Source organism: Streptomyces sp. CB02009 (genome assembly GCF_001905825.1).
Lineage (GTDB): Bacteria > Actinomycetota > Actinomycetes > Streptomycetales > Streptomycetaceae > Streptomyces.
Window position 1 is genome coordinate 382,334 of sequence record NZ_LIVV01000002.1, and the last position, 25,019, is coordinate 407,352.

23 protein-coding genes are annotated in these 25,019 nt (G+C 74.2%); 10 read left to right on the forward strand and 13 right to left on the reverse strand.

The window, feature by feature from the left end; all coding sequences use genetic code 11:
* Positions 1-57 precede the first annotated feature (57 nt).
* Positions 58-1,227, reverse strand: a complete 1,170-nt coding sequence (gene xylA, locus AMK27_RS09105) for a xylose isomerase (RefSeq protein ID WP_073904582.1) — start codon at positions 1,225-1,227, stop codon at positions 58-60.
* A 138-nt stretch (positions 1,228-1,365) separates the two neighbouring features.
* Between xylA and AMK27_RS09110 the strand changes: the two genes are divergently transcribed.
* On the forward strand, positions 1,366-3,009 hold the full coding sequence (locus tag AMK27_RS09110; RefSeq protein WP_079188311.1) for an FGGY family carbohydrate kinase: 1,644 nt from the start codon (positions 1,366-1,368) through the stop codon (positions 3,007-3,009).
* Here AMK27_RS09110 and AMK27_RS09115 read toward each other — a convergent pair.
* Together AMK27_RS09115 and AMK27_RS44320 are read right to left on the reverse strand one after the other, a co-directional pair.
* A complete protein-coding gene (locus tag AMK27_RS09115) occupies positions 2,923-3,519 on the reverse strand; it encodes a DUF1349 domain-containing protein (RefSeq protein WP_073904584.1) in 597 nt (198 codons plus the stop codon). The genes AMK27_RS09110 and AMK27_RS09115 overlap by 87 nt on opposite strands.
* Positions 3,520-3,682: 163 nt before the next feature.
* A complete protein-coding gene (locus AMK27_RS44320) occupies positions 3,683-5,230 on the reverse strand; it encodes a 2-dehydropantoate 2-reductase (RefSeq protein ID WP_338014294.1) in 1,548 nt (515 codons plus the stop codon).
* Positions 5,231-5,349: 119 nt separating this feature from the next.
* On the opposite strand from AMK27_RS44320, the gene AMK27_RS09130 reads away from it, so the two are divergent.
* The gene (locus AMK27_RS09130) at positions 5,350-6,675 is read left to right on the forward strand and encodes an ROK family transcriptional regulator (protein WP_241847395.1); all 1,326 of its coding nucleotides are present in this window, start codon (positions 5,350-5,352) and stop codon (positions 6,673-6,675) included.
* Positions 6,676-6,694: 19 nt separating this feature from the next.
* Here AMK27_RS09130 and AMK27_RS09135 read toward each other — a convergent pair whose 3' ends face one another.
* The gene (locus AMK27_RS09135; protein ID WP_073904586.1) at positions 6,695-7,522 is read right to left on the reverse strand and encodes an MBL fold metallo-hydrolase; all 828 of its coding nucleotides are present in this window, start codon (positions 7,520-7,522) and stop codon (positions 6,695-6,697) included.
* A 111-nt stretch (positions 7,523-7,633) separates the two neighbouring features.
* Here AMK27_RS09135 and AMK27_RS09140 point away from each other — a divergent pair, with 111 nt between their 5' ends.
* From AMK27_RS09140 to AMK27_RS09155, 4 genes are all read left to right on the forward strand, one after another.
* Positions 7,634-9,139 carry an ABC transporter permease gene (locus AMK27_RS09140; protein WP_073904588.1) on the forward strand — a complete coding sequence of 502 codons (1,506 nt, stop codon included), beginning with the start codon at positions 7,634-7,636 and terminating at the stop codon, positions 9,137-9,139.
* Positions 9,140-9,178: 39 nt separating this feature from the next.
* A complete protein-coding gene (locus AMK27_RS09145; protein WP_241847396.1) occupies positions 9,179-9,961 on the forward strand; it encodes an ABC transporter ATP-binding protein in 783 nt (260 codons plus the stop codon).
* 136 nt (positions 9,962-10,097) lie between these two features.
* Positions 10,098-11,531: a WGR domain-containing protein gene (locus AMK27_RS09150; protein WP_073904590.1), complete on the forward strand. Its 1,434-nt coding sequence runs from the start codon at positions 10,098-10,100 to the stop codon at positions 11,529-11,531.
* Positions 11,528-12,010: a hypothetical protein gene (locus tag AMK27_RS09155; protein ID WP_073904592.1), complete on the forward strand. Its 483-nt coding sequence runs from the start codon at positions 11,528-11,530 to the stop codon at positions 12,008-12,010. Before AMK27_RS09150 ends, AMK27_RS09155 begins: the two co-directional genes overlap by 4 nt.
* 80 nt (positions 12,011-12,090) lie before the next feature.
* Here AMK27_RS09155 and AMK27_RS09160 read toward each other — a convergent pair whose 3' ends face one another.
* The 3 genes from AMK27_RS09160 to AMK27_RS09170 all read right to left on the reverse strand — a co-directional run bounded on the left by AMK27_RS09160 (position 12,091) and on the right by AMK27_RS09170 (position 14,739).
* Positions 12,091-12,513 (reverse strand): DUF350 domain-containing protein, encoded by a 423-nt coding sequence (locus tag AMK27_RS09160; RefSeq protein ID WP_073904594.1) that lies wholly within the window; start codon positions 12,511-12,513, stop codon positions 12,091-12,093.
* Positions 12,514-12,703: 190 nt separating this feature from the next.
* Entirely contained in the window at positions 12,704-13,306 is a 603-nt protein-coding gene (locus AMK27_RS09165) for an HdeD family acid-resistance protein (protein ID WP_073904596.1), read from the reverse strand.
* Positions 13,307-13,362: 56 nt separating this feature from the next.
* Positions 13,363-14,739 (reverse strand): dipeptidase, encoded by a 1,377-nt coding sequence (locus AMK27_RS09170; RefSeq protein ID WP_073904598.1) that lies wholly within the window; start codon positions 14,737-14,739, stop codon positions 13,363-13,365.
* Between the two features lie 214 nt (positions 14,740-14,953).
* On the opposite strand from AMK27_RS09170, the gene AMK27_RS09175 reads away from it, so the two are divergent.
* Together AMK27_RS09175 and opcA are read left to right on the forward strand one after the other, a co-directional pair.
* Positions 14,954-15,502 carry a DoxX family protein gene (locus AMK27_RS09175; RefSeq protein WP_073904600.1) on the forward strand — a complete coding sequence of 183 codons (549 nt, stop codon included), beginning with the start codon at positions 14,954-14,956 and terminating at the stop codon, positions 15,500-15,502.
* A gap of 82 nt (positions 15,503-15,584) precedes the next feature.
* On the forward strand, positions 15,585-16,535 hold the full coding sequence (gene opcA, locus AMK27_RS09180; RefSeq protein ID WP_073904602.1) for a glucose-6-phosphate dehydrogenase assembly protein OpcA: 951 nt from the start codon (positions 15,585-15,587) through the stop codon (positions 16,533-16,535).
* Between the two features lie 19 nt (positions 16,536-16,554).
* Here the strand turns inward: opcA and AMK27_RS09185 are convergent, their stop codons facing one another.
* On the reverse strand, positions 16,555-17,319 hold the full coding sequence (locus AMK27_RS09185; protein ID WP_073904604.1) for a class I SAM-dependent methyltransferase: 765 nt from the start codon (positions 17,317-17,319) through the stop codon (positions 16,555-16,557).
* 41 nt (positions 17,320-17,360) lie between these two features.
* A complete protein-coding gene (locus AMK27_RS09190; RefSeq protein WP_241847397.1) occupies positions 17,361-18,548 on the reverse strand; it encodes a cytochrome P450 family protein in 1,188 nt (395 codons plus the stop codon).
* 276 nt (positions 18,549-18,824) lie between these two features.
* Here AMK27_RS09190 and AMK27_RS09195 point away from each other — a divergent pair, with 276 nt between their 5' ends.
* Positions 18,825-20,015 (forward strand): cytochrome P450, encoded by a 1,191-nt coding sequence (locus tag AMK27_RS09195; RefSeq protein WP_143204839.1) that lies wholly within the window; start codon positions 18,825-18,827, stop codon positions 20,013-20,015.
* 229 nt (positions 20,016-20,244) lie between these two features.
* Here the strand turns inward: AMK27_RS09195 and AMK27_RS41745 are convergent, their stop codons facing one another.
* Positions 20,245-20,775 (reverse strand): hypothetical protein, encoded by a 531-nt coding sequence (locus AMK27_RS41745; RefSeq protein ID WP_073904610.1) that lies wholly within the window; start codon positions 20,773-20,775, stop codon positions 20,245-20,247.
* Between the two features lie 179 nt (positions 20,776-20,954).
* On the opposite strand from AMK27_RS41745, the gene AMK27_RS09205 reads away from it, so the two are divergent.
* On the forward strand, positions 20,955-21,236 hold the full coding sequence (locus AMK27_RS09205) for a hypothetical protein (protein ID WP_073905888.1): 282 nt from the start codon (positions 20,955-20,957) through the stop codon (positions 21,234-21,236).
* A 157-nt stretch (positions 21,237-21,393) separates the two neighbouring features.
* Here AMK27_RS09205 and AMK27_RS09210 read toward each other — a convergent pair whose 3' ends face one another.
* From AMK27_RS09210 to AMK27_RS09220, 3 genes are all read right to left on the reverse strand, one after another.
* Complete coding sequence (locus AMK27_RS09210; RefSeq protein WP_073905890.1) at positions 21,394-23,727, reverse strand: heavy metal translocating P-type ATPase; 2,334 nt, start codon at positions 23,725-23,727, stop codon at positions 21,394-21,396.
* A 119-nt stretch (positions 23,728-23,846) separates the two neighbouring features.
* Positions 23,847-24,068, reverse strand: a complete 222-nt coding sequence (locus tag AMK27_RS09215; RefSeq protein WP_073904612.1) for a hypothetical protein — start codon at positions 24,066-24,068, stop codon at positions 23,847-23,849.
* Positions 24,069-24,188: 120 nt separating this feature from the next.
* Positions 24,189-24,860, reverse strand: a complete 672-nt coding sequence (locus AMK27_RS09220; RefSeq protein ID WP_073905892.1) for a sigma-70 family RNA polymerase sigma factor — start codon at positions 24,858-24,860, stop codon at positions 24,189-24,191.
* Between the last annotated feature and the right edge of the window lie 159 nt (positions 24,861-25,019).

Consider the following 25,019-nt stretch of genomic DNA (forward strand, 5'->3'; position numbering starts at 1 on the left):
CCGGCCCCCCCCTCCGGTCGGGGCCGGCGCGTCGGCGTCGGACACCGCCGCGGGCCGTCAGCGGACGCCGAGCAGGTGCTCCAGGGCCAGCTGGTCGAGGTGCTCGAAGGCCATCGAGCGGGCCGCGGCCGCGTCCGGGTTGAAGTCCTCGTACGCCGTCGGGTCGGCGAGCAGTCCCGCGAGGCCGTCGGCGGCCGTGGGGACGGCGAGTTCGGGCAGCCGGGAGGCCGCCAGGGCCTGCTGGACGTCCGGGTCGGCGCGGAAGGCCGCCGCGCGCTCCTTGAGGATCAGGTAGTTGCGCATGCAGTTCTTCGCGGACTCCCACACCCCGTCGGAGCCGTCCGTCCGCACCGGCTTGAAGTCGAAGTGGCGCGGCCCCTCGTACCCGGCCGTCTCGAGCAGGTCCACCAGCCAGAACGCCTGCCGCAGGTCGCCCGCCCCGAAGCGGAAGTCCTGGTCGTACTTGATGCCGGACTGACCGTTCAGGTCGATGTGGAAGAGCTTGCCCGCCCAGAGCGCCTGGGCGATGCCGTGCGGGAAGTTGAGCCCGGCCATCTGCTCGTGGCCCGTCTCCGGGTTCACGCCGACGAGTTCGGGGCGCTCAAGACGCTCGATGAAGGCCAGGGCGTGCCCGATGGTGGGCAGCAGGATGTCGCCGCGCGGCTCGTTCGGCTTGGGCTCGATGGCGAAGCGCAGGTCGTAGCCCTGCTCGGTGACGTACTGGCCGAGCAGGTCGAAGGCCTCCTTCATACGGTCGAGCGCGACCCGGACGTCCTTCGCCGCGCCGGACTCGGCACCCTCCCGGCCGCCCCAGGCCACGTACACCGTGGCGCCGAGCTCGACGGCCAGGTCGATGTTGCGGAGGGTCTTGCGGAGCGCGAAGCGGCGCACGTCCCGGTCGTTGGCGGTGAACCCGCCGTCCTTGAAGACGGGGTGGGTGAAGAGGTTCGTGGTGGCCATCGGCACCGCGAGCCCCGTGCGGTCGAGCGCGGCCCTGAAACGCTTGACGATCGCGTCGCGCTCGGCGTCCGGAGCGCCGAAGGGGATCAGGTCGTCGTCGTGGAAGGTGACGCCGTACGCGCCGAGCGCGGCGAGCCGCTCGACCGTCTCGACGGGGTCGAGAGCCGGGCGGGTGGCCTCGCCGAACGGGTCGCGGCCCTGCCAGCCGACGGTCCACAGGCCGAAGGTGAAGCGGTCCTCGGGGGTGGGGGAGAAGAGCTCCGGCATGGTGTGTCCTTCTCTTGCTCTGGGGATTTGTTTTCTGAGATAACTAATACGGGACGGACACACCGGGGCGCCAGCCCCAGCCGCGAATCGGCCCCCGTGTCGGCCTACGGTGACGCAGGACAGGGAAGAGGTGAGGACGTGCCCACGAGGCGCTCCGTCGTGATCGGCGTGGACAGCTCCACGCAGTCCACCAAGGCCGCGGCCGTCGACGCCGACACCGGCGAACTCCTCGCCGTCGGCCGCGCCCCGCACACCGTCACCGGCTCCGCCGGAGCCCGCGAGAGCGACCCCGAGGAGTGGTGGACCGCCCTCGTCACGGCCGTCCGCGCGGCGGTACGGGACGCGGGCGTCCCGGCCGGAGCCGTCACCGGCATCGCCGTGGCCGGACAGCAGCACGGCCTCGTCACCCTCGGCGCCGACGGCCGCCCCCTGCGACCCGCACTGCTCTGGAACGACACCCGCTCCGCCCCGCAGGCCGCCGCCCTCGCCGCCCGCCTCGGCGGCCCCGCCGCCTGGCTGGAACGCACCGGCTCGGTGCCGGTCGCCTCCATGACCGCCGCGAAGTGGCAGTGGCTGCGGGCGCACGAACCCCGCCACGCGGAGGCCGTCGCGGGCGTCCGCCTCCCGCACGACCACCTCACGGAGCGCCTCACCGGAATCGCGGTGACCGACCCGGGGGACGCCTCGGGGACGTGCTGGTACGGGAGGGGCGGGGGCGGTGCCGCCGGTATGGGCGGCGGCGGTGTGGGTGCCGGTACCGCCGGCGGCCACGGTGTGGACGCCACTGGTGCGTACGACCCCGAGATCCTGGATCTCATCGGCCTCGACCCCGCTCTGCTGCCCGCCGTCGCCCCCGGCGGCGCGAGCCGCGTGGGCACCCTGACCTCGGCGGCCGCCGAGGCCCTGGGCCTGCCTCGTACCGTCGTCGTCGCCGCAGGTACCGGCGACAACATGGCCGCCGCGGTCGGCCTCGGCCTCGGCGGCGCCGGTCTCCTCGACCACCCCGTCGTCAGCCTCGGCACCTCGGGCACGGTCTTCGCCGCGACCCGCGGGCGCCCGGCGGACCCCGGCCTCGCGGGCTTCGCCGCCACCGACGGGACGTACCTCCCCCTCGGCTGCACGCTCAACTGCACGCTCGCCGTCGACCGGTTCGCCACGCTCCTGGGCCTGGACCGCGAGGACACGGCGCCGGGCGGGGCCGGGGGCGGCGGAGTCGTCGTCCTGCCGTACCTCGACGGCGAACGCACCCCCGACCTGCCCCACGCGGCCGGCCTGGTCACCGGCCTGCGGCACGGCACGGACCCGCGCGCGATCCTCGGCGCCGCCTACGAGGGCGCGGCCTTCACGGTGCTGCGCGCCCTCGACCACCTGCTCGCGGCCTGCGGCCTGGACCCGGCCGCCCCCGACGTACGGGACCGGCCGCTGCGCCTCATCGGCGGCGGGGCGCGCGGCCGGGCCTGGACCGAGACCGTCCGCCGGCTCTCCGGCCGGCCCCTGGTCGTGCCGGCCGCCGAGGAGCTCGTGGCCCTCGGCGCCGCGGCCCTCGCGGCGGGCGCGGTGACCGGCGCGGACCCGGTGGCCCTGACGACGGCCTGGGGCACGGGCGCGGGCGAGGTCCTCCCCGCGGTCGGCCGCGACGAGGAGACCTGGCACCGCATCGCGGGGGTCCTGTCGGCGGCGACGCCGACGTTGCTGTCATCGACCGTCGAAGAGGTGGGCCAGGGTGGTGGGGGTGAGGCGGATGTCGTCGAAGTCGACGCGGCATCCCTCGCCGACGGGTGACTGGACCTCGATGCCGGCCCGTACGGGACCGGAGCCGTCCAGGGCGAACTGGCGCACCAGGCGCCAGAACGCGCCGTCGTCGGAGACGTGGAAGGCGAAGCCCTCGCCGATCCTGCTGACGCGCAGCCACAGCGACTCTCCCGCGACCGGGCCCGCGAGCGCGTCGTCGGACCGGCCTCGGGTCACGACGGAGTAGACGCTGGGGGTCCCGTCGGGGGCCTGCTCGAAATTGAGCTTGGCCCAGTGGTCGTCGTCGGACTGGAGGAACAGCGCTCCCGCGTCCCAGGACGAACGGAAGCCGACGCGCAGGCGGGCCGAGAGCTGCCAGTCGCCGTCCGGGGGAGTCGTCAGGGCCACGGCGGCGTCCCGCCGGGCCGCCCCGCCGACCGGGTCCGTGAAGGCGTCCGTGTGCGGAGCGGCCGTGACGGTGAGGACACCGTCGGCGAGGGACCAGGCGGCGGGGGCGGTCACCCAGTCGAGGCCGAGGGGGAGGGAGGAGTCGAGGTTCATGACGCCATGATCCTGAGCGGGCCGGGAGTGCGCCACGGACTTCGCCGAGGGTCCAAGAACCGGCACGGGAGTCCAACTCGGCGCCGCTACGGGGACCCTGCCTCAGTGGCCCCCCAGGGAACCCCGCCCCGGCCGACCCGCCTCTCCTTCTCCCCCTCTCCCCTCAGGCCCCGCCGCCCACGACCGTCCCCGCCGTGACGCGCTGCTGGTGCACCCGCAGGTGCAGGGTCGCCAGGTCCAGGAGCGGAGTCGCCACGTCCAGGGCACGCGCGCGCGTGGTGAGGTCGCCGAAGAGGTGCTCGACCTCGGTCGGACGGCCCGCCGCCAGGTCGCGGTAGAGGGACGGCACCATGGGCGACCCCGGCGCGGCGACGACGGCGAGCGTCGCCGCCCGCTCCGACTCCGGTACGGGGTGTCCGGCCGCGGCGGCGACAGCGGACGCCTCGTCGAGCAGCGCCGGGGCCAGGGCGGGACCGCCCGGCACGTCGTAGACCTCGCCGACCGTGCCCCGCATCAGGCTGGTCACGGCGCCGAGGGTCGTGATGAACACCCACTTGTGCCACATCGCCGTGACCACGTGCTCCGGCTCCGGCGAGGCGATGCCCGCGTCTTCGAGCGCCGCCCGGAACGCCGCCACGCGCGCGGAGCGCGTGCCGTCCTGTTCGCCGAGCGTCAGATGGGCCAGCGGGGCCAGGCGCCGGATGTCGCCGGTCTCGTCGAGCGTGGTCACCACCTTGGCCACGCCGCCGAGGACGGCCGAGGTCCCGAGCCGGGCGTTGAGCGCGTCGAGGTGGGCGAGGCCGTTGAGGAGCGGCACGACGGCCGTGTCCGGGCCGACGGCCGGCGCCATGTCCTCGATCGACTGCTCCAGGGCGGTGGACTTCACCGAGAGCAGCACGAGGTCGTACGGGGTGTCGAGCGCGTCGGCCGTCACGAGGCGGGGCGCGAGGACCCACTCCTCGTCCCGGCCCACCACCCGGAGCCCGCGCTCGCGGAGCGCCGCCGCGCGCGCCGGGCGGACCAGGAAGGTGACGTCCCGTCCGGCGCGGGCGAGCAGGGCGCCGAAGTAGCCACCGGTGGCACCGGCGCCGACGACCAGGATCTTCATCGTTGTGGACCTCTCGTGGGGCGCCCATGGGGACGCGGAGGGGAGCGGAGTCGGGAGCGGAGTGCGGAGCGGAGGCCGCAGCAGGGGCCGGAGCAGCCGGTGGGGCCTGGTGAGCGCGGCCGTCACCGGATCGTCGTCAGGGGCGGCGGGTGCGAGCCCCGGGCCCGGGGCGACCACGACGTCCGCGACGGGGACGGCCGTGCCGCATTTCGTACAGCGTCCGTCCGGGTCGAGCGGGGCCTCGTCCCCGGCGTGCAGGAGGACGCGGCGCGGTCCGCCGTCCGCCGGGTGGAACTCCTCGCCCCAGGCGGTGAGGGCGCGGACCGCCGGCCAGAGGGCGACCCCCTTGGGGGTGAGCCCGTAGACCTCGCGGCGGCCCGTGCCCGTCTCGGGGCGGCGCTCCAGGACGCCCGCCTCGGTGAGGGTGCCGAGACGGTCGGCGAGCACGGCCCGGGGAACGCCCAGGTGCGCGGCGAACTCCCCGAACCTGCGGACCCCGTAGAAGGCGTCTCGCAGGATCAGCAGCGTCCACCGCTCGCCGACGATCTCCATGGAGCGTGCGAGCGCACAGGTCTGACCGCGGTAGTCACGCGGAAGCGTCATGGTCATGACCCTAGCGCACATGAGTTCGGTCACTGAACTGTACGGGGCCCGCGGTGCCGCTCTCCTGTGGCGGAGCCGTTTCCGGGTGGGCGAAAAGGGCGGCTAGGCTCGCGCTCACCATGAACCAGCCCACGGAACCCAAGGCCGACAAGTCGGGCGTGCGCCGGCACAACCTGAGTCTCGTCCTGCGGACCGTCCACGACGCGGGCGAGACCACCCGGGCGGCCGTCGCCGCCCGCGTCGGACTCACCCGGCCCGCCGTCTCCTCCCTCGTCGAACAGCTTCTCGAACTGGGCTTCCTCGTCGAGTCGGGCAAGACCTTCAGCGGGCAGGCGGGACGGCCGGGCACCGTCCTGAAACCCGCGGACACCGGTCCCGCCGGACTCGGCGTCGAGATCAACGTCGACTACGTGACGGTCTGCGTCGTCGACCTCACCGGCACCGACCGCGTCCGCCGCACCGAGCGTCTCGACAACCGTGCCGCCGGCGCGCCCGAGGTGCTCGCCCGCGCCGCCCGCGTCGCCGCCGGCGTCCTCGACACGGCCGCCGAGCGGGGCCTCGCCCCGGCGGGTGCCGGACTCGCGCTGCCCGGCCTCGTCTCCGGCGGAGCCGTCCGGCAGGCGCCCAACCTCGGCTGGTACGAGGTCGACGCCGAGCGCCTCTTCGGCGAGGCCCTCACCGCGCTGCGCCCCGGCACCGCGGGCCTGCCGCTGACCTCCGACAACGAGGCCAACATGGCGGCCCTCGCCGAGCTGTGGTCCGGCACGCTCGGCGACCTCCGCACCTTTCTGCACCTGACGGGCGAGATCGGCGTGGGCGGCGCGATCGTCGTCCACGGCGAACTCCTGCGCGGCGCGCACGGCTTCGCCGGCGAGATCGGCCACCTGGTCGTCGACGCCGAGGGCCCGCGCTGCCGTTGCGGCTCGCGCGGGTGCCTGGAGCAGTACGCGGGCCAGGCCGCGCTCCTCGGAGCGGCGGGGGTCGCCGGAGTCCCCGAACTGGCGGACCGCGCAGGCTCGGGGGACCTGCGGGCCCTCGCCGCGCTCGCCGCGGCGGGCAGGATGCTCGGGCGCGCGCTGTCGGGCGCCGTGAACCTCCTCGACCCGGAGGCGGTCGTCCTCGGCGGGATCTACCCGCAACTGATGCCGTGGCTGGTGCCCGCGCTGGCCGAGGAGCTCTCCGACCGCGTCGTCTCCGGCCTCTGGACCCCGGACGCCGGCCGCCTCCGTCCCGCCTCCGCCGCCACCGACGCCTCCCGGGGCGCGGCGGCCCTCGTCCTCCACGACGTCCTGGCCGACCCTCTGGCGTACTCCACGGTGACCGGCACCGGCACCGGCACCGGCACCGGCACCGGCACCGGCACCGGCACCGGCACCGGCACCGGCACCGGCATGGGCGCAGGCACCGGCACAGGGGCGGGGAGCGTGGCCGGGGCCGGGGCCTGACGGAGGGGCCTCTCCCGGGTCACCGCCCCGAGGCGGTCCCCGGTACGTCGACGAACGGCCGGGTCAGGTGGGCTGTCGCGAGGACCGCCCCGCTCTCCGCGGCGCGCGCGAGCAGCTCCTCCCGAGAGGTCCGGGCGGCCGCCGGTTCGCGCTCGTGGGCGTACGCGACGGCGGGCGCGGCGAGCTGCACGGCGTGCACGAGGAGATCGCCGGTGACCAGGACGTCCCGGCCGTCCGGCCGTTCGACCAGGACGGACTGGTGGCCGGGGGTGTGCCCGGGGGTGGGCAGCAGCGTGACACCCGGGCGCAGTCGGTGCCTGCCGTCGACCTCGTGCAATCGCCCCGCGGCGCGGAGCGGTTCCACCACCCAGTCCCACACCGGGTCGAGGCGGTCGAGAGCCGCCGTCTCCGCGCGCTGGACGACGTACCGGGCTTCCGGGAAGAACGGCCGCCCGGCGGCGTCGGCGGCCCAGCCGGAGTGGTCCTCGTGCAGATGGGTCAGTACGACGGTGTGGACGTCCGCCCGGTCGATGCCTGCCTGCGCGAGGACATCGGGGAGCCGGCCGGGCACGGGACACCACGGCGCCCCGGGACCTTCGGCGGGACCCACGCCCGCGTCGACCAGCGTCCAGCCCGCACCGTCCGGGTCGGCGACGGCGAAGCAGCGGAAGTCCAGCCGCCACGCGCCGTCGGGCCCGACCGCACCGGGGTCGAGGGCCGCGGCGGCCGCCCAGTCGGCCGCGACCGCCTCCGGGAAGGCGTCCCGCGCCGATTTGAAGAAGAGCCCGGAGGCGTCCAGGAGTGCTGTCACCGGTCCCCTGCGCGTCACTTCGCCGCTGCTCGACATGGCACCGACCCTGCCATCGACGGGCTCTCCGCGTACAGGAGACCGATCACTCTCATCCCGCTCTCACGCGGGCCTTATCCCGTCATCACGCGCCGCCCCTAGCTTCACGCCATGTTCTTCACCTACCTCCGGCGCGAATTGCGCCGCCGCAGAAAGGCGGCGCTCGTCGTCGCCTCCGGGCTCGCGCTCGGGATCGCGCTGGTCATCGTCGTCAACTCGGTGTCCTCCGGCATGAACCAGGCCCAGAGCAAGGTCCTCGAATCCCTCTACGGCCTCGGTACGGACCTGACGGTGACCAAGGCGCAGGAACGGCCGGCCGACGGCGCGCAGCCGCAGCGCCCCCGGTTCGAGTTCCAGGGCAGGGACGAGGGCGAGGAGCAGAGCAGCGACCGGCTGATGGTCCAGGGCTTCCAGACCCTCGCGGACTCCACCGTCGCCACGGTCGCGGGACAGCCCGGTGTCGACCGCGCGGTGGGCGGACTCAGCCTCGTCAACCTGAAGATCAACGGTGAGTTCGCGCGGGGCCGGATCCAGCGCGGCCAGACCCAGCAGGGACAGCCCGGGCAGCCCGGCGCCGAGACCGGCGGAGGCAACGGCGGTGGCTCCGGCGGCGGCTCCGGTCCCGGTGACACGGTCACCGGCGGCGGCGCGGCCTTCGACGTCGACTCCTTCACGCTCTACGGCACCGACGTCACCGCCCCCGACCTCGGTCCCCTCACCACCTCCACCGTCTCCCAGGGCCGTACCTTCAAGACCACCGAGACGGACGCCGAGGTCGCTGTCGTCGACAGCGCCTACGCCCAGCAGAAGGACCTCGCCGTCGGCGACGAACTGACCGTGAAGAACGTCGCGTTCGAGATCATCGGCATCGCGACCGCCGACCGCGGGCAGTCCGCCGCCCAGGTCTACCTGCCGCTCAAGCAGGCCCAGACCCTCTCGTCCTCCGCGGCCAAGATCACCACGATCTACGTGAAGGCGACCGACTCGACAAGGATCGACGCGGTCAAGGCCGCCATCCAGAAGAACGTCACCGGCACCACCGTCACCACCTCCGCCGACCTGGCCCAGACGGTCTCCGGCTCGCTCGACACCGCGGCCGACCTCGCGTCGAACGTGGGCAGGTGGCTCTCGTACGCCGTGCTGCTCGCCGCCGTCCTCGTCGCGGGCCTCCTCACCTCCTCCGCCGTCACCCGCCGGGTCCGTGAGTTCGGCACGCTCAAGGCGCTCGGCTGGAAGAGCGGCCGGGTCACCCGCCAGGTGGTCGGCGAGGCGCTCGTCAACGGCTTCATCGGCGGTGCCCTCGGCATCGCGATCGGTCTCGCAGGCGCGTACGCGGTGACGGCCGTCAGCCCGACCCTGACCGCGGAACTCGGCTCGACCGGCGGCGTGTTCGGCGGTGGCGGCGGTGGCCGGGGCGGCGGCATGGCCTTCGGCGGCGGCCCGGCCGGAACGACCGCCGGAAAGACCGTCGACATCGCCCTCACCGCCCCGGTCAGCGTCGCCACGGTGGGTCTCGCCGTCCTCCTCGCCCTCGGCGGCGGCCTGGTCGCGGGAGCCTTCGGCGCCTGGCGCGCCTCGCGGCTGCGCCCCGCCGACGCGCTGCGCCGCGTCGAGTAGCAGCGACCGAACCCACCCACGTATCACAGGAGTTGGACCATGTACGAACTGATCGGCGTCACCAAGCAGTACCGGCGGGGGCAGGAGAGAGTCGACGCGCTCGCCGGGGTCGACCTCACGCTCGCCCAGGGCGACCGGCTGGTCATCCAAGGCCCCACGGGCGGCGGCAAGTCGACGCTGCTCCAGATGCTCGGCGGCCTCGACCGCCCCACCTCGGGCCGGGTCCTGCTCGACGGCACCGACCTCGCCGCGCTCCCGGAGCGGAAGCTGACCGCGGTCCGCGGCCAGAACATCGGCTTCGTCTTCCAGAGCTTCAACCTCATCCCCACGCTCACCGCCCAGGAGAACGTGGAGACCGCGCTCGTCCCGCTCGGCACCAAGCCGGCCGAGCGCCGGAGCCGGGCCGCCGAGGCCCTGGAGTCGGTCGGGCTCGGCGAACGCCGCGGGCACCTCCCGTCCGAGCTCTCCGGCGGCCAGCAGCAGCGGGTGGCCATCGCCCGCGCGCTCGTGAAGCGCCCGAAGGTGCTGCTCGCCGACGAACCCACCGGAAACCTCGACGAGTCGATGCGCGACGAGATCGTCGAGCTTCTGGAAGGGCTGTGGAAGGAACACGGCTTGACCTTCGTCATGGTCACCCACGACAGCGCGATCGCCCGCAGGGCGCCCCGCCTCGCCACGATCCGCAAGGGCCGGATCACGATCAAGGAGAACCCCCGCGCGGCGACGTCGGACCGGGCGTCGGACCCGGTGCCGCCGGGCGCGGCGTCGGACTCGGCATCGGGTCCGGTGTCGTCTCCCGCGTCGGACCCGGTCGAGGCCTGACCGGCCGCACCGGGACCGGGTCCGGAGCTCGGGCCGCGTCGGCACGGCGACGTCCCGCCCCGTGTGACAGCCCTTGGCCCCTTGGCCAAGGCTTCACCGGGGGCCGTTGTCAGTGGGTGCCCCTACCGTTTTCACCATGACGACGACCTATCTGGAGCTGTCGCAGGACGACGGCGGCGCCCACAAGTTCTACGAAGTGACCGTCGACGACCTCGCGGTGTCGGTCCGTTACGGCCGCATCGGGACGGCGGGCCAGACGCAGAGCTCCACGTTCCCCACGGCGGCGAAGGCGCAGGCGGCCGCGGCGAAGAAGATAGGGGAGAAGGTCCGCAAGGGATACGCCCCGGCGGTCCGGGGGCAGCGGGCGGCCCGCGCCGTGACGCGCCGCGCGGTGACCTCCGCGCCCTCCACCGCGCGTGCCGTCGCCCCCGTCCTGTGGCGCTTCCGGACCGGTTCGGCCGCCTTCGGCATCCATGTCGACGAGGAGCGCTGCTGGGTCGGCAACCAGGCGGGCGACGTCTTCACGCTCGACCGCTCCGGCGAGGTGCAGGCCCGGTTCAGCCTGCCGGACGGCGTCAAGTGCCTGGTCGCCGACGACTTCTGGATCTACGCCGGCTGCGACGACGGCAAGGTGTACGACCTGTCGTCCAAGCTGCCCTTCGCCGCGTACGACATCGCCACCGACGTCGACATCTTCTGGCTCGACATCCACGAGGGCGTGCTGCACGTCGCCGACCGCTCGGGCCGGCTGACCGTCATCGACCACGAGGACGAGCACCAGTGGGCGCGCGGCGGCCAGGGCGAGCACGCCTGGATGGTCCGCGCCGACGGCGACGCCGTCTACTACGGGGACACGCGGGGCGTCGCCGCCCACGCGCCGGACGGCGGCGGCGAGCTGTGGCACACGGCCACCGAGGGCGGTGTGCTCTTCGGCTGGCAGGAGGACACCGCGGTCTACGCGGGCACGGCCCGCAAGAAGGTCCAGCGGCTCGCGAAGAAGGACGGGCGCGTCGAGGCGGTCTACAGCTGCGACAGCCCCGTGTACTCCTGCGCCACCTCGCCCGGCGGCCGGTTCGTCTTCGCGGCTGACTCGGCCTCGTCCGTCTACTGCTTCGCGGAGGACGGCACCCGGCTGTGGAAGCTCGGGACGGGAGGGGGCTCGGCGCTGTCCATGCAGTACCGCGACGAGCGCCTCTACCTGGTGACCACGGACGGTTCGCTGGTGTGCGTGGACGCGAGCGAGGCGGCGATCCAGGCCGCCCAGGGCGGAACGGTGCCGGTCGCGCGGGACATCAAGCTCGCCGCGGCCATGCCGGTCTTCGAGCCGGCGACGACGGTCACCGCCGTCACCACCGTCAGCGTCGCCCCGGCGGGATCGGTGGTCGTGGAGTGCGTGAACGAGTCGGGCAGGACACGGGTCCGAGTCCTCACCGAGGGCTACGACTCCGCGTGGAACGTGCAGTTCCCGCGCGCGATCCGGGAGCCCGGCGCGCGGTACGTGGTCGACGCCCTGCACGCGGCGGCAGGAGGCTTCTACCGAGTGCGCGGCGACATCCGGCGGCTGCAGTGACGGCGGGCCACGGGGGCGGCGGCACGTTCGACGCGGCCACGGGGGACGGTCCGCCGGTGCCCCCGGCGGACGTCGAGCAGCGGTCGAGGGAGGTCAGGGCCGCCCTCGACGGCCTGCTCCAGATCAGACGGCTGACACACCCCGGGGACGGCGGTGGCCCGAAGGCCGTGCCCGCGGACTGGGAGCGCCGCCAGCCTGTCCGCGCGGTGGCCCTGGCCCTGGAGTCGGGCGGCCACAATCCCTCGGCCGTGGACGCCTCCGGGGCGCGGATCGCCACGGGCTACCGCGTCCGGCCGGGCGACCGGCCGGGGACGGCCGTGGTCGAGTGGCTGGGCCCGGCGGGCTCGGGAGCCGCTCAGGAGGAGGCGACGGCCCTCGGCGGCTGCGTACCCGCGCTGACGCGACTCGGCTGGGAGGCCCTGCTCTACAAGGGACCGCGCGGGCGCCGCTTCCTGGAGGTGGAGCCGTTGCCGGGCTGAACCGAAGGACACGACACCGGCGGGCACGGACGGCGCCGATGGCCCGGACGGTCCGAGTCGGCCCGGACGGCCGGGTGGGCTCAGGCGATCGAGGCGGAGACGATCGCGGAGACGGCGATGTTGCAGGAGGCGGTCACCCAGACCGCCGGGTGCGGCTCGGGGTCGACCAGGGTGGCGCCGAGCTTGCCCGGCGTGACCAGGTCCACCACCAGGAACGCCACCGCCATCATCACCAGGCCGAGCAGGCCGAACGCGGCCGTCGACACGAGGCCCTTGCCGAAGTTCTCGTACGTCGTCCAGATCGAGGTGAAGACGATGCCGCCGATGCCCAGGAGCGCCGAGCTCAGCAGGATTGCGGCGTTGCGGTTGCGGTCCTCCCAGATCTGCCGGCGGAGCTTGCCCGGGGTCAGCAGATCCACGAGGACTATGCCGAGGATCAGCAGGACCACGCCGAGGGCGCCGTAGGCCCCGGCCCGGCCGAGGCCGTTGACGATGTCGCTCATGGTGTGCCGGTCTCCGGGAGGTCGCGATCACGGGGGATCGGTGGTCAAGGACCGGCAAAATGTAGCGCACGCGTCAACGGCGCTCGCCGTCCGCCCGGGAATCGGGCGGACGGCGAGGGGACGGGACGGCGGCCGGGCGCGTGCTCGGGCCGGAGCTCGGGCGCAGCGGTGGGGAGCGTCGCGGAGGCCGTCAGGCGCCCGGCGGCAGGTGCCTGGCACGGGCCCGCACCTGGAACGCCGTGACGATCTCGACCGCGCCGACGGCGAGCAGCCAGATGCCTCCCAGAATCATGAGCACCCTGGCCGACTCCAGCGGGGAGACGATGAGCACCACACCGGCGAGCGCGTTCACGATGCCGAGGAAGACGTGCCAGCCGCGCGCCGGCATCGCGGCGTCGGAGGCCGCCGCGAGGGTCTCGGTGATGCCGCGGAAGAGCCAGCCGATCCCGATCCAGAGCGCGAGCAGCAGGGTCGACTGCGTCGCGCCCCGGAAGCAGAGCAGGCCGAGCAGGATCGAGAGGGCGCCGCTGATGAAGGCCATGACGCGCAGCGCGGTCGTGGTGTGCGTGCCGAAGGCGGCGACCAGCTGCATCACGCCGCTGAACAGCAGGAAGAGGCCGAAGAGCAGGCCGGCCACGAACAGCGAGGCCTCCGGCCAGGCCAGCACGAGGATGCCGAGGACCAGGGACGCCGTTCCGGCGAGGAGGAGCGCCTGCCAGGCGGCGCCCGCGAGCATGCCCAGCGGGCCCGGCGGTATGTCCTGGTGCCTCGGACCGTCGTGAGTCTGTGTCATGGACGGTTCCCGTCCTTCCGTGGAGGAGGTGTGGCCGCGGGCCGGGTCGGCGCGGGTCAGTGCGGGCCGGCGTAGCCGCTGAGGAAGAGCGCCTCGGCCAGCGCCATGTGCTCGATCTCCGAGGGGTCCACGCTCTCGTTGGGCGCGTGGATGAGGCAGCCGGGCTCCTCGACGCCGATCAGGGCGATCTCGGCGTCGGGGAAGTGGGCGGCCAGCACGTTGCAGAGCGGGATCGAACCGCCCTGCCCCGACTGGACCATGTCCTTGCCGTACGCCTCGCGGAGCGCCGTCGCCAGGGCCCGGTAGGCGGGGCCGTCGGTCCTCGCCCGGAACGGCTGGCCGCCGCTCTCCGGCTCGACCTCCACCCGTGCGCCCCACGGCGCGGCCGAGGTCAGATGGGCGGCCAGGGCGCGCTGGGCGTCGTCGGTGTCGACCCCCGGCGGGATCCGCAGGCTGACCCGGGCGCTGACCTTCGCCTGCACGGCGGCCGAGGAGCCCACCACCGGAGGGCAGTCGATGCCGAGCACCGTGACCGCGGGCCGCGCCCAGAGTTCGTCGGCGACCGAACCCGTACCGACGAGGGACACCCCGTCGAGCACGCCGACATCGGCGCGGAACTGGTCGGCCGGGTAGTCGACCCCGTCCCAGACGCCGTCGTCCGGCAGGCCCTTGACCACGGTGTTGCCCTGTTCGTCGCGGAGGCTGTCGAGGATCCGGATCAGCGCGGCCAGGGCGTCGGGCGCGGGCCCGCCGAACATGCCGGAGTGCATCGCCCCCTTGAGGGTGGAGACGGTGACGACGACATTGGCGAGCCCGCGCAGCGAGGTGGTCGTGGTGGGCAGGCCCCGCGCGAAGTTCCCGGTGTCGCAGATCAGCAGGGTGTCGGCGGCGAAGAGTTCGGGCTGCAGCGGGACCAGCTGCTCCAGGCCGCCGGTGCCCTGCTCCTCCGAACCCTCCGCCACGAACTTGATGTGCACGGGGAAGCCCCGGCCGTCCGGACCGCCGAGCGCGCGGAGGGCCGTGAGGTGCATGGCGATGTTGCCCTTGCAGTCGGCCGAGCCGCGGCCGTACCAGCGCCCGTCGCGTTCGGTGAGCTCGAACGGCGGGGTCTCCCACGCCGCGTCGTCCAGCGGCGGCTGCACGTCGTAGTGGCAGTACAGGAGCACGGTGGGCGCCCCCTCGGGGCCCGGCGCGTGCCCCACGACCGCGTCCGAGCCGTCGGGGGTCGTCACCCGACGCATGTCCTGGAGTCCCGCCTCCGTGAAGGCCCGGACGAGGAAGTCGGCGGTCTTCGCGCACTCCTCCGGCGGGAACTGGCGGGGGTCGGCCACCGACCGCATCGCCACGAGCTCGGTCAGGTCCTCCTTCGCCCGGGGCATCAGGGCCCGGACCCTCTCCCGCAGGGCTGCGGTCCCGGTGGACTCGGCGGTCATGCGTACCCACTTCCCTCGGGCCGTGGCGGGCCGCGGCTCGCGGAGCCCGGGACGGCGACGGCCCTCCCACCCAAGCACCCGTGGGCAAACCCCGCAAAAGGTGACTCTTACGGAGTATTCGCCCGGGCTCCCGGGCGGCGGGGGCCGGGCAGGGCGACCACAGTGGACCGCGTACGAGTCCGCCCCTTTCCTCCTCCCGCACCTGGAGAACTCCATGGGCCACCCCAACCGACGCGACCTCGGGCTCCTCGTGCTGAGGGTCGGCACCGGAGCCGTACTCGCCGCGCACGGCACCCAGAAGCTCTTCGGCTGGTTCGGCGGCGGCGGCATCGACGGCACCACCAAGGCCATGGAGGCGATGGGCTTCCACCCGGGCCGGGAGAGCGCCATCGCCGCCGGTCTCGGCGAGGCGGGCGGCGGTGCCCTGCTCGCCCTCGGCCTCGCCACCCCGGCCGCGGGGGCCGCCGCCGCCGGAGCCATGACCGGGGCCGTCGCCGTCCACGCGCCGGCCGGATTCTTCGCCCAGAGCGGCGGCTACGAGTACCCGGCGTTCCTGGGCTTCGTCGCCGCCGCGATCGGGGTCACCGGCGCCGGCCGGTACTCCCTCGACCACGCCACGGGCCATGTCCTCGACCGTCGTTGGGTGGTGATCACCGCGTTCCTCGGCACCGCGCTCGCCGCCGCGGCCGTGGTCAACCGGCGGGCCGAGGACCAGGCGGCCGCCGCGGCCGCCGCGGAGGAGGCGGGACCGGAATCCGTGTGAAGCCGGTCGAGAGCGGGGGCCCGCACGCGTCCGCCGCGCGGGAGGGTTAGGCTCGCCGCAGAGGAAGGGACGGTCGCCGCGCATGAAGATCGATCTGACGGACACCAACTCCAGCAAGATCAACAAGGCGATCCTGGAAGGCCGCCGGGCCGTCGGCACACCCGCCGCCGGTGTCGTGCTCACCCTTGTCGTCGTCACCGACGAGGAGAACGCCTACGACGCGGTCAAGGCCGCCAACGACGCCTCCCGGGAGCACCCCTCCCGCATCCTGGTGGTCATCAAGCGCCACGCCCGCTCGCCCCGCGGGCGCCACGAGACCCGCCTCGACGCCGAGGTCCGGCTCGGCACCGACGCCGGCTCGGGCGAGACGGTGCTGCTCCGGCTGCACGGCGAACTCGGCGACCGCGCCGACTCCGTGGTCCTGCCGCTGCTCCTGCCCGACGCCCCCGTCGTCGTCTGGTGGCCCGTCGACGCCCCCGAGGTGCCGTCGCGCGACCCGCTGGGCTCACTCGCCCAGCGCCGCATCACTGACATGTACGCGGTCGAGGATCCGCTCGCCGCCCTGGAGAAGCGGGCCGCCTCGTACGCCCCCGGCGACACCGACCTCGCCTGGACCCGGCTCACCCCGTGGCGCTCGATGCTGGCCGCCGCGCTCGACCAGGCCCCGCTGACCGTGACGTCCGCCGCCGTGGAGAGCGAGGCGGAGAACCCGAGCGCCGAGCTCCTCGCCCGCTGGTTCGAGGTCCGGCTGGGCGTACCCGTCGACCGGGTCGTCACCGACGGGCCCGTCGTCACGGCCGTCCGCATGGGCACCGCGGACGGCGAGATCCGCATCGACCGGCCCGAGGGGCCGGTCGCGCGGCTCTCCATTCCCGGCCAGCCCGGCCGGGTCCTCGCCCTCAAGGTCCGGACGACGGCCGAGCTGATCGCCGAGGAACTGCGCCGCCTCGACCCGGACGACGCGTACGCGGCGTCCCTGCGCGGCCCCGGCGCGGCGGCCAGGCCGCCGGCCGACCAGCGCTCCCGCGCCTGAGCCGCTCGCCCACGAGGCCTCAGGGCTTCTCGAACACCATCACGAAGTCGGCCATCTCCCGCACGCGGGGAACGTCCGGGTCCGGGAGGGCGAGGAGCCTCTCCTGGGTCTCCGCCACCAGGCGGGTGGCGTCGCCCGTGACCGGCCAGGCTCCGGTGAAGAGCCCGCCGGACAGGGAGCGGGCCATCGCGCGGGGCGACACCCAAAAGGTCGTGGGGCGTTCGGAGGCCGGGCCCCGGTAGACGAGCCCCCGTGCCTCGGCGATAGGCCCGAGGGTCCACGGCCCGTCCTGACGGGTCCTGAGCGGATCGAGCCGGTCCTCCAACTCGCCCACCACGCGTCCGATGTCGTCCGTGGGACGGGTGCCCCCGGCCGGGATCACCAGATAGCGGCCGCCCGGGCGCAGGACCCGGGCGACCTCGTCGAAGACCGTGCCGTGGTCGGGCCCGGTGTGCAGCAGCCAGGTGGAGACCGCCTGGTCCACCGAGGCGGTACGGACCGGAAGCCGGCAGGCGTCCGCCGCCGCCACCCGCGGGCCGAGCCGCTCCACGGCCCGCGCGAGCATCCCGGTCGACAGGTCGAGCCCGTACACCACGTGGCCGCGCGCGGTCAGTTCGGCCGCCACGATGCCCGTGCCCACACCGATGTCGAGTACCGGGAGGCCGGGGTCGAGCAGCGGAGCGAGCTGCTCGGCGAATCCGGCGGCCCGGGCCGTCCCGCCGCGCGAGGCGTCGTAGCCGGGGGCGATCGCGTCGAACGCCGCCGTGCCGGAGGCCGAAGTCATCCGTCTGTCTCCGTTCGTCTCTGTGTCGTCGGGACGACGGTTCAGGCCTCGGGTGTGAAGGCCACGGGCAGGGTCGCCATGCCGCGCAGGATGCCCTCGCGCCGGCTCAGATCCGCGTCCGGGTCGGCGAGCCGCAGGTCGGGGAAGCGGCGCAGCAGCGTGCCGATGGCGATCCGGGCCTCCGCGCGGGCCAGCGGCGCGCCCAGGCAGAAGTGCACACCATGGCCGAAAGCGAGCTGTTGCGGAACCTCGCGGCGTGCGACGTCGAGGATGTCCGGACGGTCGTAACGGCCCGGGTCGCGGTTGGCGGCGGCCAGCCCGATGATGATCATCTCGCCCGGCGAGACGGTGACCCCGCCGATCTCGTAGGCGTCGGTGGTGAAGCGTGCGACGCCACGGCTCACCGGGCCCTCGTAGCGCAGGAGTTCCTCGATCGCACCCGGCAGCAGCGAGGGGTCGTCGCGGAGCGCGGCGAACTGGTCCGGGTGGCGCAGCAGGGCGTGGACGCCGTTGGCGATGAGGCTCGCCGTCGTCTCGTGTCCGGCGAGCGTGAGCAGGATCGTCATGGCCGTCAGCTCGCGGTCGCTGATCCGCTCCTCCGCCTGCGCGGCGCACAGCGCGCTCAGCAGGTCGTCCTTCGGGTCGGCCTTCCGCTGGGCGATCAACGGCTCGAAGAACTCCGTGAGTTCGGCCCGGGCGCGAGCGCCCTTGGCCAGTCGCTCAGGGGTGTTCGGCGGCATGATCAGGCCGACCGCGAGCCGGGCGAAGTCGGGCTGTCCCTCGGCCGGGATGCCGATGAGTTCGCTGAGTACGGCCATGGGCAGCGGCAGTGCGAACTCGGAGACCAGGTCGGCGGTTCCGCGTGCCGCGAAGGCGTCGAGGAAGGCGTCGGTGTGCGCCTGGACGCGAGGGGCGAGCTGCTCCACGCGGCGGGCCGTGAAGGCCTTCGAGACGAGGTTGCGCAGCCGGGTGTGGTCCTCGCCGTCGGCGACGAGCATGCTGGCCATCAGGACGTTGGTGCGCTCCTGGTGGGCCATCTCCTCCTCGAGTCCGTTCACGCCGACGGGACTGCTGCTGAGCCGCGGGTCGGTGAGCGCGGCGACGGCCTCGTCGTAACCGGTGACCATCCAGACTTCAAGAGTGGGATTCAGCCGCACGCGCTGGACGACGCCGTGCTCGCGGATGCGCTCGAAGAGCGGGTAGGGGTTGGGCTGTTGGGCGACGTTCACCGGGACATCGTGAACGATTGCCTGCTCTTGACCGGTCATCTTCCGTAACTCCCCGCAGCTTTGTGAAAGATCTCTGGCAGGTAGTCATACCAGCCACCCCAGTTGCGTGGTAGCGTCACCGGCGCTCGGCTCGCATTGATGTTCGGAGAACGACCGGCGAACAGCCGGTGGCAGGATCCGCGAGGTGCTCCACCCACCGGTGGCCGGCGCCTCGTACCGCTCGACTCGGTAGCAGCCAAGGCCTCAACCAGGCCCTATGCGCAGGGGAGACGTTTCGTGGAGCAAGCGGCAGCCGTGGACCCGATCCTGGATCTCGCCCGCCCGTCGGTCCTGCGGAACCCCTACCCCTCGTACGCCCGGATGCGTGAGGCCTCTCCCGTCCTGTGGCACGAACTGCTCGGCTCCTGGGTCCTGACCCGGCACGCCGACTGCCTTGCCGTGCTCACCGACAGCAACCGCTTCGCCTCCGACTGGCGGCGCGCAGGGGAGGAGATCCCCGCCCCGCTGCTCAGCGTGCAGACCCTCGACCCGCCGGAGCACACGGCCATCAGGCACCTGCTGCTCGACGGATTCCGGGCACAGGACCGGCAGGCGCTCCACGACGACCTGGAGGGGCAGATCGCCGATCTGCTCGCGGAGTCGGCCCGCCGTCCCTCCTTCGATCTCGTCGGGGAGCTCGCCGAGCCGGTGGCGCTCCGCTTCGTGACCGCCTTCCTCGGCGTCGAGGCGCCCGGGCTCGACTGGTTCGTGCCCATGTCCCGTACCGTCGTCGACGGCATGGACGCCGGTCTCTGGCCGGAGAAGCACGAGCCGGCCGTCGCGGCCCGCGCCCGGCTCGCCGAGTACGCGGGCGGGTGGCTCGCGGACCCGCCCAAGACAGGCCTCATCGCGTACGTCGCCGAGCACGCGGCGGACAGCGGCGTGGCAGAAACGGTTCTGCGCAACAGTCTGCGCGCCGTCCTCCACGCCGGCTACGAATCCGCCTCCCGCCTCCTCGGCAACGCGGCGGCCGCACTCCTCACCACCCCGGGCGCGCTCGAAGCGTTCCCGGCGACCCCGTCCACGGCCGTGGACGAACTCATCCGGTACGACGCACCGGTCCAGGCGGACGCCCGGGTCTGCGTCACCGACACCGAACTGGGTGGCGTCACGATGAAGGCGGGTGATCCGGTCACGCTCTTCCTGGGCGCGGCCAACCACGACCCGCTCCGTTTCGCCCAACCCGCAGAGCTGCGACTCGACCGCGCCCCGAACCCTCACCTCGGGTTCGGACGCGGGGCCCACGCCTGTCTGGGCGCGTCCATGGCGATCCGTCTCACCGGATCGGTCCTCGGCGCCCTGGCCAGGGACTATCCGCAGGCACGGGCAGTCGCGGAACCGGAACACCGGCGCAACCTGACCCTCCGCGGTCTCGACCGCTTCGAGGTCACCCTGCGTCCAGACACGGGGGAGGAGGTACGACCATGAAGTACTGGCACTGAAACCCGTAGGCGTGCGGCCCGTCCATGAGGCGGGCGCCACGCCCGTGCACGGCATCCGTGCACCTCGCCGGAGCCCGAGTCCGCTGCACGGCTCGGGCTCCGGCCCTTACGCGCGACGCGCGCCCGACGGGCCCGGCGGCCCAGGCGAGACCCGTCTGCCCGTCTGCCCGACGGCCGAGGACCCGGGACGTCGAGGAATCAGCCCGCCCGGTGGGTCACCGGACAGGCGCCGGCGTCATAAGCACGTCGTCGACGAGCAGGCCCAGCGCCCCGTCGACGGGACACCGCAGGCCGACCGACAGGCGGCGCATCCGGCCGTCCGGGTCGAGCGTGTACGCGGCGGCCACCTGGAACAGGTCGTGTCCGGCGGGACACCTGACCATGCCCGTGTCCGCGCCGGGGGACGCGGCCGTGGGCGGCCGGAGCTCCCGGACCACCGGGCCCGCACCGCCGCACCCGTCCTTGTCCTTCTCGTCGTCCTCGTCCTCGTCCTGTACGTCGAGCGGCAGGCAGCAGCCCTCGCAGAAGCACTCGTACGACGTCACCTCGAACCGGTCCCCGTCGCAGTACCGGCAGACCAGCGGCCCGGTCACGATCCGCCGCCCGGTCCCGTCGGAACCGGTCCCCGCCCCGTCGGCCCCGCCTGCGTCTGTCCCGGACCCGGCGCCGCCGAGCAGCCGCAGCAGGCCGCCGCTCGCGGCCGGCTCGTCGCCGACCGGCCCGTCACTCCATACACGGCTCTTCACGGCAGTGATCCTTTCACTGCCGTGAAGAGGTCCGAGAACCGGATCCCGCGGGGTCCGGGCGGACACCCCACGCCATCGGCGGCACCAGAAGGGCTCCGGGCCGGTCGCCGTGACATCCTCGGACGAACCGCCCACAGCGTGTCCAGTTGTGGGCCTTCGTCGTCCTGCGCGGAGGGACCATGCTCATCAGCCACGTCGTACGTCACCATGTGCTGCACGTGACGCTCCACCGCGACCTGGACGTCACCAACCGGGCCGCCGTCGCGCTCCAGGTGCAGGCCCTGGTCCAGACGCTCCGCCCGGCCCGGGTGGCCGTCGCCGTCCCGACCGCCGACCCCACCCCGGCCACCCTCAGCGCCCTGGCCCGCGCCCACCGCATGTGCGCCAGCCTGGACATCCCGCTGACCGTCAGCGGCGCGAGCGCCCGCACCCGCAGACTCCTGGACGTCACGGCCGAATAGCCGACCGCGCGGCCCGGAGCCGCCCCGACCCGTGACCTGCGCCGACCGAGTCAGCCGCCCATCCGCGCCGACCGCACCATCCGCACCATCCGCGCCGACCGCGCCAGCCGAGCCAACCGCGTCAGCCGGACCAGCCGAGCCAACCGCGTCAGCCGCGTCACCCGTGCCGGAGCCGTCGCCGCCGGGGTGCCGACGGCGGGCGCCAGGCGCGCAGCCGCAGGCTGTTGGCCACCACCAGGACCGAGCTCGCCGACATCGCGGCCGCCGCCACCATCGGGTTGAGCAGGCCGAGCATCGCGAGGGGCACGGTCACCACGTTGTAGCCGAAGGCCCAGACGAGGTTGACGCGGATCGTGGCCAGGGTGCGCCGGGCGAGCCGTACGGCATCGGGCAGGGCCTCGATCCCCGTACGGACGACGGTGACGTCCGCGGCGCCGATGGCGGCGTCGGTGCCGCTGGCGAGGCCGATGCCCAGATCCGCGCCGGCGAGCGCGGCGGCGTCGTTCACGCCGTCGCCCACGACCGCGACCCGATGCCCCCGGTCCCGTAGCGCGCGGACCAGAGCGGCCTTCTCCTCGGGGGCGCAGCGGGCGTGGACCTCCTGGATGCCCAGGTCGGCGGCCACGGCCAGGGCGGGACCCTTCGCGTCCCCGGTCGCCAGGACGGGACGTACGCCGAGGCGGCGGAGGGAGTCCACGGCCCGGTAGGTCCCGGGACGCACCACGTCCCCGATCTCGACGAGGGCCGCCGCCTCGCCGTCGACACGCACGAGGACCGGCGTGCGGGCGGCGGCCTCCGCCGCCTTCAGGGCGTCGGCGAGGACGGCCGGCAGGTCGCCCGTCGGCGCGCCGACTTCGACCAGCCTCCCGTCGACGACGCCGCGGGCCCCCCTGCCCGGCAGGGCGCGGAAGTCGACGACGTCGGGGAGTTCGGCATCGGCATCCGCATCGGCATCGGCGTACGCGCGCGCGTGGTCGACGACCGCCCGGCCCAGCGGATGCTCCGAACCCCGCTCCACGGCCCCGGCGTACCGCACGACGGCGCTCTCCGCGAGACCGCCGACGCCAGGGGCGACGGTGAAGCGGGCGACGGTCGTCCGGCCTGAGGTCAGAGTGCCGGTCTTGTCGAGCACCACGGTGTCGACGTGCCGGAGCCCTTCCAGCGCCTCGGGGCCGCCGACCAGGATGCCGAGCTGGGCTCCCCGCCCCGTCGCGGCCAGGAGAGCCGTCGGCGTGGCCAGCCCCAGCGCGCACGGACACGCCACGACCAGGACGGCCACGCAGGCCGTGACCGCCGACTCGGCGTCCCGGCCGGTCCCGAGCCAGAAGCCGAGGGTGCCCGCGGCCAGGGCCAGGACGACGGGGACGAAGACGCCCGCCACCCGGTCGGCGAGCCGCTGCGCGCGGGCCTTCCCGGCCTGCGCCTCCTCCACCAGACGGGTGATGCGGGCGAGCCGGGTGTCCGCGCCGACCGCCGTGGCGCGTACCAGCAGCAGCCCGGCGACGTTGACCGAGCCGCCGACCACCTCGGAGCCGGGTGCGACCTCGACGGGCTCGCTCTCCCCGGTCACCAGGGACAGATCCACCGCCGAACCGCCCTCGACCACCACACCGTCGGTGGCGACGCGCTCGCCCGGCCGCACGAGGAACGTCTGCCCTGCACGCAACCGCTCCAGGGGTACGAGGCGTTCGCCACCGTCCTTCCCCCGTACCGCCACGTCCTTGACGCTCAGTCCGGCCAGCGCGTGAAGTGCCGCCCCCGTACCCCGACGGGCCCGTGCTTCGAGGAAGCGGCCCGCCCACACGAACAGCGGTACGCCGACGGTCGCTTCGAGATAGACGTGCGCCATGCCGTCCGGGGCCGCCCCGGGGGCCAGGGTGAACGGCATCCGCATGCCGGGCTCTCCCGCCCCGCCGAGGAACAGCGCGTACGCCGACCAGCCGAACGAGGCCACCACGCCCAGCGACACCAGCGTGTCCATGGTCGAGGCGGAGTGGCGCAGCCCGCGCCACGCCCGTACGTGAAAGGGCCACGCTCCCCACGCGGCCACCGGCGCGGCCAGCGCGAAGCACAGCCACTGCCAGTTGCGGAACTGCAGGTCGGGCACCATGGACAGGACGAGCACCGGCAGGGCGAGGACCGCCGTGATCACGAGCCGTCGGCGCTCCGCCTCCTCCCCGCCGCGGCCGGCGGCGGGCGCACCGGGACCGCGGTCGCCGGGTCCTCGGTCGGCGGGCCACCGATCGCCTGGCGTGCGCTCGCCGGGTGTGGGGTCGCCGGGTGTGCGGTCGCCGTGCCCGGGGCCGGCGGGAGGCACCGGAAGCGCCGCCGTGTAGCCGGCCTTCTCGACCGTGGAGACCAGCTCCTCGACGGGCAGTGCGGCGGGATGACGCACTCGCGCCCGTCCGGTCGCCAGATTGACCGAGGCGGTGACTCCCTCCAGGCGCGAGAGCTTCTTCTCGACCCGGTTGACGCACGCGGCGCACGTCATGCCGCCGACCACGAGGTCTGTCGTGACCGGGGTGGCCGTCCCCGGGTCCGAGGTTCCCGAGTCGGCCGTCCCTGGGGCGGCCGTCCCCGTCTCCGCCTGGACGGCGGCCGGTCCGCGCGTCACGAGTGACCCCCGTGGTGCGGGTGCTCCGTGGTGGCCGGCGGGCCCGTCGTCGCCGGCGGGTCCGGGGCGGGGCCGATCGGCCCCACCGCCGAACCCAGCGCGTACGACCCCGTGAACACCAGGGCGAGCAGCAGGAGGAAGCCCCCCAGGACGACGGGCGGGGAACCCCACCGCCCCGTGCCCCCCGCGGGGGACGAGGCAGGGCCTGGCTTTTCCATCGGTCGTCTCTCCTGAGTGCGTTGTACGGCACCGGAGGGATCGGGCCGTGTTTCCGGAGGAGTCGGACGGCCGGACGGTCCGGTTCCCGCGAGCGGGCAGGAGAACGGGCAGGAGAACGGTCAGGCGAGCGCGGGCGCCCGTGTGAACCGCCTGGATGCCGGAACGTCGCCGCCCGGGGCGAGTACCGGTGACGGCACCGGTTCCTCGGCGCCGCGTATCAGGGCGACCAGGGAGGTCCGGGCGCGGGCGACCCGCGAGCGAACCGTGCCGACGGGACAGCCGATGGCCTCGGCGGCCTCCGCGTAAGGCAGGCCGAGGAGTTGGGTGAGGACGAAGGCGTCCCTCCGTTCCGTCGGGATGGCGGCCAGGAGCTCGGCGAGCGCGACGCCGTCCTCGAAGCCGGGAAGCCCCCGGGGCTGGGTGTGCTCGGCCTCCGCCTGCCAGTCGTCGCGGTCGGACAGGCGGGGGCGGGCGGCCGCGTGCCGCAGGCTGTCGACCACGGTCCGACGGGCGATCGACAGCAGCCACGTGCGGGCCGAGGAACGCCCCTGGAAGCGGGGCAGCGCGGCGAGCGCGCGGAGGAACACCTCCTGGGTGAGGTCGTCGGCGGCCTGGCGGTCGGCACTGAGATACGTCACGTAGCGCCGGACGTCGCGGTGCAGGGCGCGTACGAAGAGGTCGGCCTTGGCCGGGTCGCCGTCCCGGGCGGCCAGCGCGAGCCGGGTCGTCGCCGCGTCCGTCTCGGCGTTCGGTGCGTACGCCGAGCGGTAGGTGCTCGTCGGGCGCTGCATGAGGGTGTCGTGGGCAGGAGTCATCGCCACAAGTCCTTACAAGGCAAAGGGAATCCGGCCGGCGCGTGGATGAGGTCCGCGCCGTGGCCGGTGACGGGTACGGCCGGCCGCGACCGGGTGGGCGCGGCATGACCGATGCCCGAGCGACGGAACGGAGCC

Coding starts and splice junctions, on each gene's coding strand:
- xylA (WP_073904582.1), bottom strand. CDS start 1,227: ATGCCGGAGCTCTTCTCCCCCACCCCCGAGGACCGCTTCACCTTCGGC.
- AMK27_RS09115 (WP_073904584.1), bottom strand. CDS start 3,519: ATGAACCTCGACTCCTCCCTCCCCCTCGGCCTCGACTGGGTGACCGCC.
- AMK27_RS44320 (WP_338014294.1), bottom strand. CDS start 5,230: ATGACGCTTCCGCGTGACTACCGCGGTCAGACCTGTGCGCTCGCACGC.
- AMK27_RS09130 (WP_241847395.1), top strand. CDS start 5,350: ATGAACCAGCCCACGGAACCCAAGGCCGACAAGTCGGGCGTGCGCCGG.
- AMK27_RS09135 (WP_073904586.1), bottom strand. CDS start 7,522: ATGTCGAGCAGCGGCGAAGTGACGCGCAGGGGACCGGTGACAGCACTC.
- AMK27_RS09140 (WP_073904588.1), top strand. CDS start 7,634: ATGTTCTTCACCTACCTCCGGCGCGAATTGCGCCGCCGCAGAAAGGCG.
- AMK27_RS09145 (WP_241847396.1), top strand. CDS start 9,179: ATGTACGAACTGATCGGCGTCACCAAGCAGTACCGGCGGGGGCAGGAG.
- AMK27_RS09150 (WP_073904590.1), top strand. CDS start 10,098: ATGACGACGACCTATCTGGAGCTGTCGCAGGACGACGGCGGCGCCCAC.
- AMK27_RS09160 (WP_073904594.1), bottom strand. CDS start 12,513: ATGAGCGACATCGTCAACGGCCTCGGCCGGGCCGGGGCCTACGGCGCC.
- AMK27_RS09165 (WP_073904596.1), bottom strand. CDS start 13,306: ATGACACAGACTCACGACGGTCCGAGGCACCAGGACATACCGCCGGGC.
- AMK27_RS09170 (WP_073904598.1), bottom strand. CDS start 14,739: ATGACCGCCGAGTCCACCGGGACCGCAGCCCTGCGGGAGAGGGTCCGG.
- AMK27_RS09175 (WP_073904600.1), top strand. CDS start 14,954: ATGGGCCACCCCAACCGACGCGACCTCGGGCTCCTCGTGCTGAGGGTC.
- opcA (WP_073904602.1), top strand. CDS start 15,585: ATGAAGATCGATCTGACGGACACCAACTCCAGCAAGATCAACAAGGCG.
- AMK27_RS09185 (WP_073904604.1), bottom strand. CDS start 17,319: ATGACTTCGGCCTCCGGCACGGCGGCGTTCGACGCGATCGCCCCCGGC.
- AMK27_RS09205 (WP_073905888.1), top strand. CDS start 20,955: ATGCTCATCAGCCACGTCGTACGTCACCATGTGCTGCACGTGACGCTC.
- AMK27_RS09210 (WP_073905890.1), bottom strand. CDS start 23,727: ATGACGTGCGCCGCGTGCGTCAACCGGGTCGAGAAGAAGCTCTCGCGC.
- AMK27_RS09215 (WP_073904612.1), bottom strand. CDS start 24,068: ATGGAAAAGCCAGGCCCTGCCTCGTCCCCCGCGGGGGGCACGGGGCGG.
- AMK27_RS09220 (WP_073905892.1), bottom strand. CDS start 24,860: ATGCAGCGCCCGACGAGCACCTACCGCTCGGCGTACGCACCGAACGCC.